This window comes from Pseudomonas donghuensis (assembly GCF_000696345.2).
In the GTDB taxonomy this organism is placed as follows: Bacteria; Pseudomonadota; Gammaproteobacteria; order Pseudomonadales; family Pseudomonadaceae; genus Aquipseudomonas; species Aquipseudomonas donghuensis.
In genome coordinates, this window is record NZ_CP071706.1 from 4,577,590 (window position 1) to 4,591,813 (window position 14,224).

Sequence of the window (14,224 nt, forward strand, 5' to 3'; positions counted from 1 at the left end):
CCATGGGTATCCTGACAAGGGCTGAATAACCCGAAGATGAGCGGCGAATTACAGTTTCGTCACCTCAGATACGACCTCCTCCTCGTCTTTGCGGTGAGCCCAGTAATACAGCGCGGGCAGTACCAGCAGGGTCAACGCCGTTGATGAAAGGATGCCGCCAATCACCACGGTGGCCAGCGGCCGCTGCACTTCGGCGCCGGTGCCGGTGGCCAGGGCCATGGGGATAAAGCCAAGGGAGGCCACCAACGCGGTCATCAACACCGGCCGCAAGCGCGTCAGTGCACCTTCGTCGATGGCCTGATGCAGCGAACGCCCCTGCTCGCGCAGGCCGCGGATAAAGGCAATCATCACCAGGCCGTTGAGCACCGCGACCCCGGACAAGGCAATAAACCCCACGCCTGCCGAGATCGACAGGGGGATATCCCGCAGCCACAGGGCAACCACCCCGCCAGTCAGGGCGAAAGGAATACCGGTGAACACCAGCAACCCGTCCTTGAGGTTGTTGAACATCATGAACAGCAGACCAAAGACCAGCAGCAAGGCCACCGGCACCACCACCTGCAGACGCTGCGCCGCCGACTGCAACTGCTCGAACTGCCCGCCCCAGCGGGTCCAGTAACCGGCCGGGATGCTCACCTGGCTATTGATGCGCGCCGCCGCCTCGTCGACGAACGAACCGATATCGCGGCCGCGCACGTTGGCGCTGACCACCACCAGGCGCTTGCCGTCCTCACGGCTGACCTGGTTGGGCCCCTGCACCAGCTCAAGGCTGGCGACATCGGCGAGGGTAATAAAGCCGATCTGGCCGCCGCTGCCCGTGCTGGCCGGTACCGGAACCAGCAGTTGCGACAAACCGTCGATGTCGGTCCGAAGGTTATCGGACAAGCGCACGACCATGTCGAAACGCCGATCGCCTTCATACAGGGTTCCAGCCTGGCGCCCACCCACGGCCACGGCAATGGTGTCCTGCACGTCGCCAACGTTGAGGCCATAACGCGCCGCTTTGTCCCGGTCGACGTCGATGGTCAGCACTGGCAGGCCGGAGGTCTGCTCGACCTTCACTTCCGACGCCCCCGGCACCGCCTGCAAGGTACTGGCGATCTTCGCCGCGGTGCTGTTGAGCACTGCCATGTCATCGCCGAACACCTTCACCGCGACATCACTGCGCACCCCGGAGATCAGCTCGTTGAAGCGCAACTGGATCGGCTGCGACAGCTCATAGTTGCTGCCCGGCACCCGCGCGCTGGCGCGCTGGATATCGGCGATCAGTTGCTCGCGGCTCTTGCTCGGGTCGGGCCATTGATCCTTAGGTTTGAGCATCACATAGCTGTCGGAAATGTTCGGCGGCATCGGGTCCGAGGCGATCTCGGCCGTACCGGTGCGGGCAAACACCCGTTCTACCTCCGGCACCTGGCTGAGCACGCTCTGCTCCAGGCGCTGCTGCAACTGCACCGACTGGCTCAGGCTGGTGCCGGGTACGCGCAGGGCCTGCAGGGCAAAGTCGCCCTCACTCAGGCTCGGCACGAACTCGCTGCCCATGCGGCTAGCCAGCATGCCCGAAAGCAGCACAGTCATAGCGGCGAGGGCAAAGGCCAGCGGCCGATGGCCCATGACCCATTTGAGCAGCGGCGCATAACCACGCTTGGCGCTGCGCATCAGCAGGTTTTCATCTTCCTTGACCTTGCCGGTCACAAACAACGCGATGGCCGCGGGCACGAAGGTCACCGACAGCAGCATGGCGCCGAGCAAGGCGATCACCACGGTAAACGCCATCGGGTGGAACATCTTGCCCTCGACCCCGCTCAGGGCAAAGATCGGCAGGTACACCACCATAATGATCAACTGGCCGAAAATCAGCGGCCGGCGCGCTTCGCGGGCGGCATTGAACACCTCGTGCAGGCGCTCGGAGCGGGTCAGCAGGCGGCCGTGATGTTGCTGGGCATGGGCCAGGCGGCGAATGGCGTTTTCGACGATCACCACCGCGCCATCGACGATGATGCCGAAGTCCAATGCGCCCAGGCTCATCAGGTTGGCACTGACCTTGTTGCTGAACATGCCGGTGAAGGTGAACAGCATCGACAGCGGAATGACCATGGCGGTGATCAGCGCCGCGCGGATGTTGCCAAGGAACAGGAACAGAATGACGATGACCAGGATCGCCCCTTCGATCAGGTTCTTCTTCACCGTGGCAATGGCCTTGTCGACCAGGTTGGTGCGGTCGTAAACAGTGACCGCACTCACCCCTTCAGGCAGCGAGCGGTTGATCTCCACCAGCTTTTGCGCCACCGCCCGGGATACCGTGCGGCTGTTCTCGCCGATCAGCATGAACACCGTGCCGAGCACCACTTCGCGGCCGTTCTCGGTCGCCGCGCCGCTGCGCAGTTCACGGCCGATACCGACCTCGGCGACGTTGCGCACGCGGATCGGCGTGCCGTCGACGTTGGCCAGGACGATATTGGCGATGTCATCGATGCCGGCCAGTTGCCCCGGGGCGCGAATCAGCAACTGCTCGCCACGGCGCTCGATGTAACCGGCACCGACGTTGGCGTTGTTGCGCTCAAGGGCGGTGAGCAGATCGCTCAGGGTCAGCTTGTAGGACGCCAGCCGTTTGGGGTCCGGGGCAATCTGGTATTCCTTGGCGAAACCACCGATGGTGTTGATCTCCGCCACCCCGCGCACATTGCGCAGTTGCGGCTTGATGATCCAGTCCTGGATCTCGCGCAGGTCGGTCGGCGTGTAGGGGCTGCCATCGGCCTTGCGCGCATCGTCGGCGGCTTCGACCGTCCACAGGAAGATCTCGCCAAGGCCGGTGGAGATTGGCCCCATGGCCGCTTCAACGCCTTCAGGCAGTTGCTCGCGAGCCTGCTGCAGGCGCTCGTTGACCAGTTGCCGGGCGAAGAACAGGTCGGTGCCTTCCTCGAAGATTACCGTCACCTGCGACAGCCCCGAGCGCGACAGCGAACGGGTCTGCTCCAGCCCCGGCAACCCGGCCATGGCGGTTTCGATGGCGAAGGTGATGCGTTGCTCGGTCTCCAGCGGCGAAAAGCCTGCGGCCTGGGTGTTGATCTGCACCTGGACGTTGGTGATGTCCGGCACGGCATCGATCGGCAGCTTCTGGTAGCTGGCAACCCCCAGCCCGGCCATCAGCAGCACCGCCAGCAGCACCATCAGGCGCTGCTCGATGGCAAATTGTATGAGGCGTTCGAACATGTGAGGTTCCCGGTCAGTGGGCGTGTTCGGCGCTGGCCTTGCCCAGCTCCGACTTGAGGATGAAGCTGCCCTGCGCCGCGACCTGCTGGCCGGCTTGCAGGCCTTTGCGGATCTCGACAAAACCGTTGGCGCTGGCGCCCGGCTCCACCGTTTGGGCGATGAAGCCCGCGGCGCTGCGCACGAACACCGTGGGCTTTTCTTCCAGGGTCTGCAGGGCCTGGTCCGGTACGCTCAGGGCGGCGGTGTACTGCTCTGTGGGCACCTGCACGGCAACGAACAGGCCCGGGCGCCAAGCGCCTCGTGGGTTGTCGAGGGTGACGCGCACGGTGGCGGTACGGGTCTGCTCGCCGAGCAGGCTGCCCACGTGGGTAACCGTGCCGCTGACCTGCTCGCCCAGCTCACTGGCGACAAGGGTCACCGGCATGCCGGCGCGCACCTTGGGCAGGTCACGGGGGGCCACGCCGAAGCTCGCCCAGACCCGCGACAGGTCCGAGAGGGTGAAGGCCGCGCTGGTTTCGTTGACCACCTCGCCCGGCACCAGGTGCTTCTCGACGATCTGCCCGGCAAAGGGTGCACGCAACTCATAGCGGTTGCCGCCAGCCAGGACCACGCTGCCGCTCAGGGCGCTGATCTTCTGCCGGGCGTTGGCCTGGGCAATTTCCGCCTCCTGCAGGGCCTGGCGGGCCTGCTGGTAATCCTGCTCGGCGGAGATGCCCTCCTGCCACAGGTCCTTCTCGCGCTGGTAGCTGCTGCGCGCCAATTCCAGGCGACGCTGGCTGGCCGCCAGTTCACTGCGCTGCTCGGAGATCTGCGGGCTGGCGATCACTGCCAGCAGGTCACCGGCCTTGACCTGCTGGCCAAGCACCACAGCGACGGACTCGACCACCCCGGCAGCGCGCGGCACCAGGTGCGCGGTGCGGTCTTCGTCGAAACGGATCTCGCCCGGCAGCGACAGGCTGCGTTGCAACTGGCGCGGGCCGACGGCAGCCAGCTCGATGCCGGCCAGGTCGATCTGCTCCTGACTGAGGGTCAGCGCGCCCTCTTCCTCATGACCGTCTTCAGTTTTTTCCGACTCGCCATGTTGTTCTTCCTCGTGATCGCCTTCGGTATGGGCGTGAGCGGATGCGGGGGCGGCGGCAACCGGGCCGCCCTGGCGCGCCAGCAGCACACCCAGGCCCAGGCCGAGCAGCAGGGCCGCGACCAGCAGCGTGGTGGACTTCTTGTTCATGCAGGTTCCTCAGCAAATAGTCAGGTGAAGGTCGCGTTCAACGAGTGGCGAGGCTCAGGTCGCCAAAGATCCGCTCCAGGCGAACCCGCGCCTCGCTGCTCTGGGCCTGGGCCTGCAGGTATTGCAGGCGTGCCGCCACCAGGGTGCGCTGGGCATCGAGGACATCGAGAAAAGCAAACTTGCCGCGCTCGAAGCCACGGGTGGCGGCATCCAGCGCCTGCTGCGCCGAGGGCAGGATCGAGCGTTCGAAGGTCTGCACTTCCTGGGCCGCCGTGCTCCACTGGGTCAGGGCCTGGACCACTTCGCTGCGCAGGCGCAGTTCGGCGCCATTGCGCTGATCACGGGCCTGGTCGGCGCGCCGGGCGGCGGCGAGGACGTTGCCCTGGTTGCGGTCGAACAAGGGGATCGGGACCGAAAGGCCGACCACATTGATGCGCTCACGATCGGTTTCGCTGTACTGGCTGCCAACGCTGACGGTCAGGTCGGGGATGCGCTGGCTGCGGGCCAGACCCAGGGCCGCTTCGCGCTGGTCGATCTGCAGACGGGCCAGACGCAGATCGGCGGTCTGCTCCAGGCGATCGAGCAACAGTGTGCGACTTGGAAGAGAGCTGTCAGCGCCCAGGCCGCCGTCGACCCGGCTGAACGGGGCCATTGGCGCGCCGGTCAGCGCTGCCAGTTGCTGGTAGGCAATGGTCAACCTCTGTTCAGCCCGGCCCTGCTCCAGGCGCACCTCGGACAACTGCACCTGGGCACGGGTTGCCTCGACCGGCGAGGCGCTGCCGGCCTTGACCCGGCCTTGCACCACCTGCAGTGCGCGCTCGCTCAAGCGCAGTGACTGCTCGGCCAGTTGCAAACCTTCCTGGGCCTGGGCAGCGGCCTGGAAGGCGCCAATGACATCGGCACGCAGCGCGTTGCCCTGGCGCTCCAGTTCCAGCGCTGCAAGCTGCGCATCGCGGTCGGCAACGTCCAGGCGCGCACCGCGTTTGCCGCCCAGCTCGAACAGCTGGCTGACACCGACGGTGGTGGTTTGCGAACCCTTGCGGGTATCTTCCACCTCCCAACTCAGCGCCGGGTTTGGCAACACGCCGGCCTGGCGCCGTTCGCCTGCGGCAATGTCGATGCCCCAGCGCGCCGCGGCAAGCTCGGGGTTGTTGTCGCGGGCCGCCTGCAGGGCCGACTCCAGGGTCAGTACGCGCGCTTGCGCCAGGGCCAGCGACGGCAAGGCCAGCAACAGCAGGGCCAGCACTATTCGGCCTGGGCCTGTGCCTGGCCTGTCGAGGGTGCAAAACATGGCGGACTCCTGCGCCTTGATCGGAGCCCGCACTCTAGTAATCGGGGTTTATCGCCAGGATGACTCAAGTATTACAAATCTGTAATCCAGGTAAACCGTGCGCCCGGATGGCTTAGTATCCGCCGCTCGATGCACTTCACCGCTTGACCTTGCAGTAACTATAGGGTTGAGAATCAGCGTCTTTCACTACCAACGAGTCACCCCATGCGTCTACTGATTGTCGAGGACGAACTGCGCACTGCCGAATACCTGCAACAGGGCCTGCGCGAAAACGGTTACATCGTCGATTGCGCCCACACCGGTGCCGACGGCCTGCACCTGGCTCGCCAGCAGGCTTATGACCTGGTCATTCTCGACGTCAACCTGCCCGAGCTCGATGGTTGGACCGTACTGCAGCGCCTGCGTGCAGAATCCAGTACGCGGATCATGATGCTCACGGCCCACGGCCGGCTGGCCGACCGGGTCAAGGGCCTGGACCTGGGTGCCGACGACTACCTGCTCAAACCTTTCGAATTCCCCGAGCTGCTGGCGCGCATCCGCAGCCTGCTGCGGCGCAACGACCAGGCACTGCAACCGAATACGCTCAAGGTCGCCGACCTCGAGCTGGACCCTAGCCGCCATCGCGCCTACCGCAACGGCCAGCGCATCGACCTGACCGCCAAGGAGTTCGCCCTGCTGCACCTGCTGATGCGCCAGAGCGGTGAGGTGCTGTCGCGCACGCAGATCATTTCGCTGGTCTGGGACATGAACTTCGACTGCGACACCAACGTGGTGGAAGTGTCGATCCGCCGCCTGCGGGCGAAAATCGACGACCCGTTCGACGACAAGCTGATCCACACCCTGCGCGGCGTCGGTTATGTGCTTGAGGCTCGCGAATGAAACCTGCGCGCCTGTCGCTGCGCCTGGGCCTGAGCGTCAGCCTGATGGGCGCGGCACTGGTGCTGCTGCTCGCTTGCCTGGCGGTATTTGCCCTCGACCACGAGCTGGACAGCCGGGCACGCAAGCACCTGGCCAACAAGATGGTGCAGATCGAGCATAGCCTGACGATTGACCTGAAAGCCGCCGACCTGCGCACACCGGTGCATCCGCTGCTGGATGTGATCATGGGCCACGACAACCTGAGCCTGAGCGTGATTGCCCTGACCGGCCGCCATTCGGCCTTGCTGACCCTGGGCCCGGCCCTGGAAGCCAGCGCCTTGCTGCAGATTGAGAGCGGCCCGCAGCTAAGCTTCAGCCCGTGGCGCGATCAGGATGGCGACCATCTGCTGACCGCTTCGCGGCTGATGCGCCTGCAGGACGGCACCCTGGTGCGGGTGCTGCTGACGGTCAACCGTGCCGACGACCATGCCCTGCTCCAGGCCTATCTGGGCTCGACCCTCTGGGCCTTGCCGCTGCTGCTGTTGCTGATTGGCCTGGGCGCCTGGAAGCTGGTCCAGCGCGGTCTGCTGCCATTGCGCCGCTTTCGCCGGGTTGCCGAACAGGTCTCGGCGCAAACCCTCAGCCACCGCCTGCCGGAAGCCGGCCTGCCGCAAGAGCTGGGTGACCTGGCGGGCGGAATCAACATCATGCTCGACCGCCTGGACGACGGCGTGCAGCGGCTGTCGCAATTTTCCGACGACCTTGCCCATGAACTGCGCACCCCCATCGGCAACCTGATGGGCAAGGCCCAGGTCACCCTGACCCGCGAGCGCTCCAACGACGAGTACCGCGAAGCGCTGGAGAACAGCATCGAGGAACTGACCCGGCTGAACCGCATCATCAACGACATGCTGTTCCTCGCCCAGGTCAGCCAGCCGCAGGCGCAGGTGCCGCTCAAACCGGTGGTGCTGGCCGACGAGGTGCAGCGGGTGTGCGAACTGTTCGAATGCAATGCCGAGCAAAAGGGCATTACCTTGCATGTGCAGGGCTGGGGCACGGTGATGGGTGAGCGGTTGATGGTGCAGCGGGCGCTGTCCAACTTGCTCAGCAATGCGATCCGTCATGGCGATGAGGGGCAGCCGATCAACATTGGCATAGAACGCCGGGACGGTTCGGTGTGGGTGTCGGTGGTCAATCACGGGCCGGGCATTGCCCAGGCGCATTTGCAGCATCTGTTCGAACGCTTTTACCGCGTGGGTTCGGGGCGCTCACGCCTGGAAGGCGGGACGGGGCTGGGGCTGGCGATCGTGCGCTCGATCATGCAGGTGCATGGCGGACGGGTTGAGGTGCACAGCGAACTGCAGGGGGTGACGCGGTTCAGCCTGGTGTTTGCCGATACTACCGAATAAATGGACCTACACCCAATCGTGTGGGAGCTGGCTTGCCAGCGATGAGGCCAGTACAGGCAGCAAATCCACTGCCTATTAGGCGACCGCTACGCGCTCGATCGCTGGCAAGCCAGCTCCCACAGGATTGGCGTCGAATCTGTTAGTGCCGACTGGCCGCCAGGATCAACGCCTTCATCTCTGCCACCGCCGACTTGAAGCCGACGAACAGTGCATGAGCCACCAGCGCATGGCCGATGTTCAGTTCATTGATACCCTTGATCGCCGCCACTGCCTCAACGTTGTGGTAATGCAAGCCATGACCGGCATTGACGATCAGCCCCTGGCCCAGGCCAAAGGCTACGCCATCGGCCACGCGCTTGAGCTCTTCGGCCACTTCGCCGGGGGTTTGCGCATCGGCATAACGGCCGGTGTGCAGCTCGATGGCCGGCGCACCGACACGGCGCGAGGCTTCGATCTGACGCTCGTCGGCATCGATGAACAAGGACACTTCCGAGCCCAGGCGCGACAGGCGCTCGACTGCGGCCTTGATCCGCGCCTCCTGGCCAGCGACATCCAGGCCGCCTTCGGTGGTCAGCTCCTGACGGGTTTCCGGTACCAGGCAGATATGCGCCGGGCGAATGCGTTCGGCGAACGCCATCATTTCTTCGGTGACGCCCATTTCGAAGTTCATGCGCGTCTGCAGCACGTCCTTGAGCAGCAGCACGTCGCGCTCCTGGATGTGCCGGCGGTCTTCGCGCAGGTGCACGGTAATGCCATCGGCACCGGCCTCTTCGGCGTCCAGCGCGGCTTTCACCGGGTCCGGGTAGCGGGTGCCACGCGCCTGGCGCAGGGTCGCCACGTGGTCGATGTTCACGCCGAGCAGCATGCGGTTGCTTTGAGTCACGAAGAGGCTCTCCTGAAGATTGAGCCCCACAGCATACGACGTTGTTCAGCGCTTGCGAAACAGTTCGCGACTGACCAGCGGCCGACCGCCCAGATGCACGGCCAGGGCCTGGCGCATCAGGCGCTTGGCCGCGCTCAGGGCGCCAGGAATTTCCCAGTCGGCATCGGCCATGGCCAACAGCTCGGCACCGTTGAACAGCCCCGGCTGCAACAGGTAGACCCGCTCAAGCCCGGCATCGACCTGCAAGCGGTACAGGCCATCGACCACCAGCGGATCACCGTTGATGTCCTGATCGAGCGCAAAGGCATAGCCCAGCTCGTCCAGCAGGCGCCATTCGAACGCCCTTAGCAGTGGCTCCAACGGCCGTCCTGCCGCCAGGGCCTGCAAGGTCGCCGCATAGTGCTCGAACACCACCGGATGCGGGTCTTCAGCCGGCAGCAGGCGAATCAGCAGCTCGTTGAGGTACAACCCGCTGAACAGCGCATCGCCATGCAGCCAGGCGGCCACGCCGACGCTGTCCAGACGGCCGACGTTTTTCAGCTCGCCGCGGCCGCGAAACTCGACTTCCAGGGGGACGAAGGGGCGCACCTGGCTGCCGGCCTTGCCACGGGCACGGCGCATGACGGCGCGCAGGCGCCCTTGCGGGGTGAGGAAATCCACCAGCGCACTGGTTTCACGGTAGGCCCGGCTGTGCAGCACATAGGCCGGTTGGCCAACTGGCAGTTCCATGAGCGGCGCTTCAGAAGAGGTTCGACCCGGCAGCGAACGCTACCGGGCCTGGAGCAATCAGAGGTCGCCGTAGCCCAGCGAACGCAGGGCGCGTTCGTCGTCGGACCAGCCACCCTTGACCTTGACCCAGAGGTTGAGCATGACCTTGGCGTCGAACAGCACTTCCATGTCCTTGCGCGCCTCGGAGCCGATGCGTTTGATCCGCTCGCCCTTGTCGCCAATGATGATCTTCTTCTGGCCGTCACGCTCGACCAGGATCAGCGCATGGATGTGCAGGATCTTGCCCTGCTGCTTGAACTCTTCGATTTCCACGGTGATCTGGTATGGCAGCTCCGCGCCGAGCTGACGCATGATCTTCTCGCGCACCAGTTCGGCGGCCAGGAAGCGGCTGCTGCGGTCGGTGATCTGGTCTTCCGGGAAGAAGTGATCGTTTTCCGGCAGGTGCTTGGCGATCAGCCCTTCAAGGGCGTCGAGGTTGTGCCCCTGCTGGGCCGAAATCGGCACGATTTCAGCGTTTGGCAGTTGTTCCTGCAGCCACTGCAGGTGCGGGATCAGGTCGGCTTTCTCTTCGATCCGGTCGGTCTTGTTGATCGCCAGGATCACCGGCCCCTGCACGTACTGCACACGCTCGAGCACCAGTTGGTCTTCGTCGGTCCACTTGGTGCGGTCAACGACGAAGATCACCACGTCGACGTCCTTGAGGGCGGCCGAGGCGGTCTTGTTCATGTAGCGGTTGAGCGCCTTTTCGTTGCTCTTGTGCATGCCCGGGGTATCGACGTAGATCGCCTGGACATCACCTTCGGTCTTGATCCCGAGCATGTTGTGGCGAGTGGTCTGCGGCTTGCGCGAGGTGATCGCGAGCTTTTGCCCGAGGATGTGGTTGAGCAGGGTCGACTTGCCCACGTTCGGGCGGCCGACAATGGCGACATAGCCGCAGCGGGTAGTGTTGGTATCAGTCATTGCCATTCTCCACGCCCAGGGCGATCAGTGCTGCGGCGGCCGCGACTTGCTCGGCGATACGCCGGCTGACGCCTTGCCCTCGGCTTTTTTCAGTCAAAAGGGTCACTTCGCATTCGACGAAAAACGTCCGGCAATGGGGTTCACCTTGAATATCCACCACTTCGTAGCGCGGCAGTTCGCAGGCCCGCGACTGCAAGAATTCCTGCAGACGGGTTTTCGGGTCCTTGTTGGTATCGACCAGGGTCAGGCTTTCGAATTCGCCTGCCAGCCATGCCAGCACCCGCTCGCGGGCGGTTTGCATGTCCGAGTCCAGGTAGATGGCGCCAATCAGCGCCTCCAGGGCATCGGCAAGAATCGACTCGCGGCGGAAACCGCCGCTTTTCAGCTCGCCCGAGCCCAGGCGCAGGTATTCGCCCAGGTCAAAGCCACGGGCCAGTACCGCCAGGGTCTCGCCCTTGACCAGACGCGCCCGCAAGCGCGACAGCTGGCCTTCGCGGGCCTGGGGGAAACGCTCGAACAGCGCTTCACCGGCGACGAAGTTGAGGATCGCATCGCCGAGAAACTCGAGGCGTTCGTTGTTACGCCCGGCAAAACTGCGGTGCGTCAGGGCCAGCAGCATCAGCTCCTGGTTCTTGAAGGTATAACCGAGCTGGCGCTCGAGGCGGCTCAAGGAAACGCTCACAGTGTACCCACGCGCAGTTCGTGGTCGAAATTCAGCCCGCGCGCCAGGGCACCAGGCTCACACTTTACAGCTCGGTACGCCGCCATCGGGGCTACCGTCGGATTTAACGCGTTGTTCAAATCAACATCCTGAAAGACTGTTTGGCTCATGCTCGCTGGCCGCGATGCTCGGTGGAATCGCGAGATCCCTGAACACAGCCTATGCCAGAAACGCATTCGGCGCTGTCCCAGGACAGCGCCGTTGTGGTGTTACTTGATCAACCCGACCCGCGACAGGTTCGGGAAGTGGCTCAGTTTAGGCTCTGGCCAGCTCATCCAGACCGCAAAGGCCTTGCCGACGATGTTCTTGTCCGGAACCATGCCGTGCAGTGCCTTGGGAATGCTCGGGTCATCCCAGTAACGGCTGTCGTTGGAGTTGTCGCGGTTGTCGCCCATCATGAAGTAATGGCCGGCCGGGACTGTCCATTGCTGGTCAGGCGGCATGCGATAGCGGCTCATTTCCTTGCGGATCAGGTGCTCGGCTTCGCCCAGTTTTTCCTTGTACAGCTCGGCGCTGCCCAGGGTCCCAGGCTCAGTGCCGACCAGTTGCTCGGCAATCGCCTGACCGTTGACGGTCAGCTTCTTGTCGCTGGTGTAGCGAATCTGGTCGCCCGGCAGGCCAACCACCCGCTTGATGTAATTGACGTTCGGATCGCTCGGGTAGCGGAACACCATGACATCGCCGCGCTGCGGGTCACCCACCTCGATGACCTTCTTGTCGATCACCGGCAGGCGAATCCCGTAGGAGAACTTGTTCACCAGGATGAAATCGCCCACTTCCAGGGTCGGCTTCATCGACCCCGAAGGGATCTGGAACGGTTCGATCAGGAACGAACGCAGCACCAGGACAATGAACAGCACCGGGAAGAACGATTTACCGTACTCGACCAGCAACGGTTCCTTGTTCAGACGCTCGACCACTGCCATTTCAGGCTGGCTGACGCTGCCCTGATAGTTGGCGATTGCCGAACGCCGGCGCGGGGCCAGGAACAGCAGATCGACCAGGGCCAACAGACCGCAGACGGCAACGGCGATGACAAGCAACAGCGGGAAATTTAGCGACATAGGACCTAACTATCCAACCTGAGCACGGCGAGGAAGGCTTCTTGTGGGATTTCCACGTTGCCGACCTGTTTCATGCGTTTCTTACCGGCCTTCTGCTTCTCCAACAGCTTGCGCTTACGGCTAACGTCGCCACCGTAGCATTTGGCCAGTACGTTCTTTCTGAGCGCCTTGACAGTGGTACGCGCAACAATCTGCCCGCCAATGGCGGCCTGGATTGCCACATCGAACATCTGCCGAGGAATCAGTTCCTTCATCTTCTCGGTCAATGCGCGGCCCTTGTAGTGCGCATTGTCGCGGTGCACGATCAGCGCCAGGGCGTCGACCTTGTCACCGTTGATCAGTACGTCAAGCTTGACCAGGTTAGCCGACTGGTAGCGGTCGAAATGGTAGTCCAGCGAAGCATAACCGCGGCTGGTGGACTTCAGACGGTCGAAGAAGTCCAGTACCACTTCGTTCATCGGCAGATCGTAGCGTACTTGCACCTGCGAACCGAGGAACTGCATGTCGCGCTGCACACCACGCTTCTCGATGCACAGGGTAATGACGTTACCCAGGTGCTCCTGCGGCACCAGGATGGTGGCCGAAACGATCGGCTCACGGAAGTCTTCGACCGAGGACACATCCGGCAGTTTCGACGGGTTGTCGACGTAGATGGTTTCGCCGGTCTTGAGCTTGACCTCGAAGATTACGCTTGGCGCGGTGGTGATCAGGTCCAGGTCGTATTCGCGCTCCAGGCGCTCCTGGATGATCTCCATGTGCAGCATGCCGAGGAAGCCGCAACGGAAGCCGAAGCCCAGGGCATCGGAGCTTTCCGGCAGGTACTGCAGCGACGAGTCGTTCAGGGTCAGTTTCTGCAATGCATCACGAAAATCTTCGAAATCATCGGAACTGACGGGGAACAGGCCGGCATAGACTTGCGGTTGAATACGTTTGAAACCGGGCAGCACCTCGACCTCGGGGGTCGTGCTCAGGGTCAGGGTGTCACCCACCGGCGCACCGTGAATGTCCTTGATGCTGGCGATGATGAAGCCTACTTCACCGGCTTTGAGGTCGGCGGTCTGGGTGTGCTTGGGGGTGAACACACCGACGCTGTCGACCAGGTGGATCTTGCCGGTGGACTTGACCAGGATCTTGTCGCCCTTCTTCACCCGGCCGTGACGGACGCGCACCAGGGAGACGACGCCCAGGTAGTTGTCGAACCAGGAGTCGATGATCAGCGCCTGCAGCGGCGCCTCGATGTCACCGGTAGGGGCTGGAATGGTGTGCACCAGGCGCTCGAGCACCTCGTCCACGCCCATGCCGCTCTTGGCGCTGCAGGCCACGGCGTCGGTGGCGTCAATGCCGATGATCTTCTCGATCTCGTCCTTGACCTTGTCCGGGTCGGCCTGGGGCAGGTCCATCTTGTTCAGCACCGGCATGACCTCAAGGCCCTGCTCGATGGCGGTATAGCAGTTGGCGACCGACTGGGCTTCTACGCCCTGGCCGGCATCGACCACCAGCAAGGCACCTTCACAGGCTGCCAGCGAGCGGCTGACTTCGTAGGTGAAGTCAACGTGGCCGGGGGTGTCGATGAAGTTCAGCTGGTAGGTTTTGCCGTCCTGCGCCTTGTAGTGCAGGGTGACGCTGTGGGCTTTGATGGTGATACCGCGCTCACGCTCCAGGTCCATGGAATCGAGTACCTGGGCTTCCATCTCACGCGCAGTCAGGCCACCGCACATCTGAATGAAGCGGTCGGCCAGGGTCGACTTGCCATGGTCAATGTGGGCGATGATGGAGAAATTGCGGATATGACTCAAATCACTCACGGATCAACACTCAAAAAGGCTGCGGGCCGGACGCCCACCGAAAAATAGCCGGGAATTGTACCTGAA

General features: G+C 63.5%; 11 protein-coding genes. 2 read left to right on the forward strand and 9 right to left on the reverse strand.

The annotated features are described in order from the left end of the window. Positions 1 to 48: 48 nt before the first annotated feature. The 3 genes from BV82_RS21265 to BV82_RS21275 are packed head-to-tail and all read right to left on the reverse strand — an operon-like array spanning position 49 to position 5,729. The gene (locus BV82_RS21265; RefSeq protein ID WP_036996680.1) at positions 49 to 3,210 is read right to left on the reverse strand and encodes a CusA/CzcA family heavy metal efflux RND transporter; all 3,162 of its coding nucleotides are present in this window, start codon (positions 3,208 to 3,210) and stop codon (positions 49 to 51) included. A gap of 13 nt (positions 3,211 to 3,223) precedes the next feature. After that, on the reverse strand, positions 3,224 to 4,438 hold the full coding sequence (locus tag BV82_RS21270; RefSeq protein ID WP_010220984.1) for an efflux RND transporter periplasmic adaptor subunit: 1,215 nt from the start codon (positions 4,436 to 4,438) through the stop codon (positions 3,224 to 3,226). A 37-nt stretch (positions 4,439 to 4,475) separates the two neighbouring features. Beyond that, a complete protein-coding gene (locus BV82_RS21275; RefSeq protein ID WP_050989986.1) occupies positions 4,476 to 5,729 on the reverse strand; it encodes a TolC family protein in 1,254 nt (417 codons plus the stop codon). 204 nt (positions 5,730 to 5,933) lie between these two features. On the opposite strand from BV82_RS21275, the gene BV82_RS21280 reads away from it, so the two are divergent. Together BV82_RS21280 and BV82_RS21285 are read left to right on the forward strand one after the other, a co-directional pair. After that, complete coding sequence (locus BV82_RS21280; RefSeq protein WP_010220982.1) at positions 5,934 to 6,608, forward strand: heavy metal response regulator transcription factor; 675 nt, start codon at positions 5,934 to 5,936, stop codon at positions 6,606 to 6,608. Further along, on the forward strand, positions 6,605 to 7,996 hold the full coding sequence (locus BV82_RS21285) for a heavy metal sensor histidine kinase (protein WP_010220981.1): 1,392 nt from the start codon (positions 6,605 to 6,607) through the stop codon (positions 7,994 to 7,996). Before BV82_RS21280 ends, BV82_RS21285 begins: the two co-directional genes overlap by 4 nt. A gap of 139 nt (positions 7,997 to 8,135) precedes the next feature. On the opposite strand, the gene pdxJ is transcribed toward BV82_RS21285, so the two are convergent. The 6 genes from pdxJ to lepA all read right to left on the reverse strand — a co-directional run bounded on the left by pdxJ (position 8,136) and on the right by lepA (position 14,158). Further along, positions 8,136 to 8,861: a pyridoxine 5'-phosphate synthase gene (gene pdxJ, locus BV82_RS21290; RefSeq protein WP_249684443.1), complete on the reverse strand. Its 726-nt coding sequence runs from the start codon at positions 8,859 to 8,861 to the stop codon at positions 8,136 to 8,138. 63 nt (positions 8,862 to 8,924) lie between these two features. Beyond that, on the reverse strand, positions 8,925 to 9,608 hold the full coding sequence (gene recO / locus BV82_RS21295; protein ID WP_010220979.1) for a DNA repair protein RecO: 684 nt from the start codon (positions 9,606 to 9,608) through the stop codon (positions 8,925 to 8,927). Between the two features lie 57 nt (positions 9,609 to 9,665). Continuing rightward, the gene (era, locus tag BV82_RS21300) at positions 9,666 to 10,568 is read right to left on the reverse strand and encodes a GTPase Era (protein ID WP_010220978.1); all 903 of its coding nucleotides are present in this window, start codon (positions 10,566 to 10,568) and stop codon (positions 9,666 to 9,668) included. Further along, on the reverse strand, positions 10,561 to 11,250 hold the full coding sequence (gene rnc / locus BV82_RS21305) for a ribonuclease III (RefSeq protein ID WP_010220977.1): 690 nt from the start codon (positions 11,248 to 11,250) through the stop codon (positions 10,561 to 10,563). The genes era and rnc overlap by 8 nt, the downstream gene beginning before the upstream one ends. Positions 11,251 to 11,498: 248 nt before the next feature. Beyond that, a complete protein-coding gene (lepB, locus tag BV82_RS21310) occupies positions 11,499 to 12,353 on the reverse strand; it encodes a signal peptidase I (protein WP_010220976.1) in 855 nt (284 codons plus the stop codon). A 5-nt stretch (positions 12,354 to 12,358) separates the two neighbouring features. After that, positions 12,359 to 14,158, reverse strand: coding sequence for a translation elongation factor 4 (lepA, locus tag BV82_RS21315; protein WP_026001187.1), 1,800 nt, complete (start codon positions 14,156 to 14,158; stop codon positions 12,359 to 12,361). Between the last annotated feature and the right edge of the window lie 66 nt (positions 14,159 to 14,224).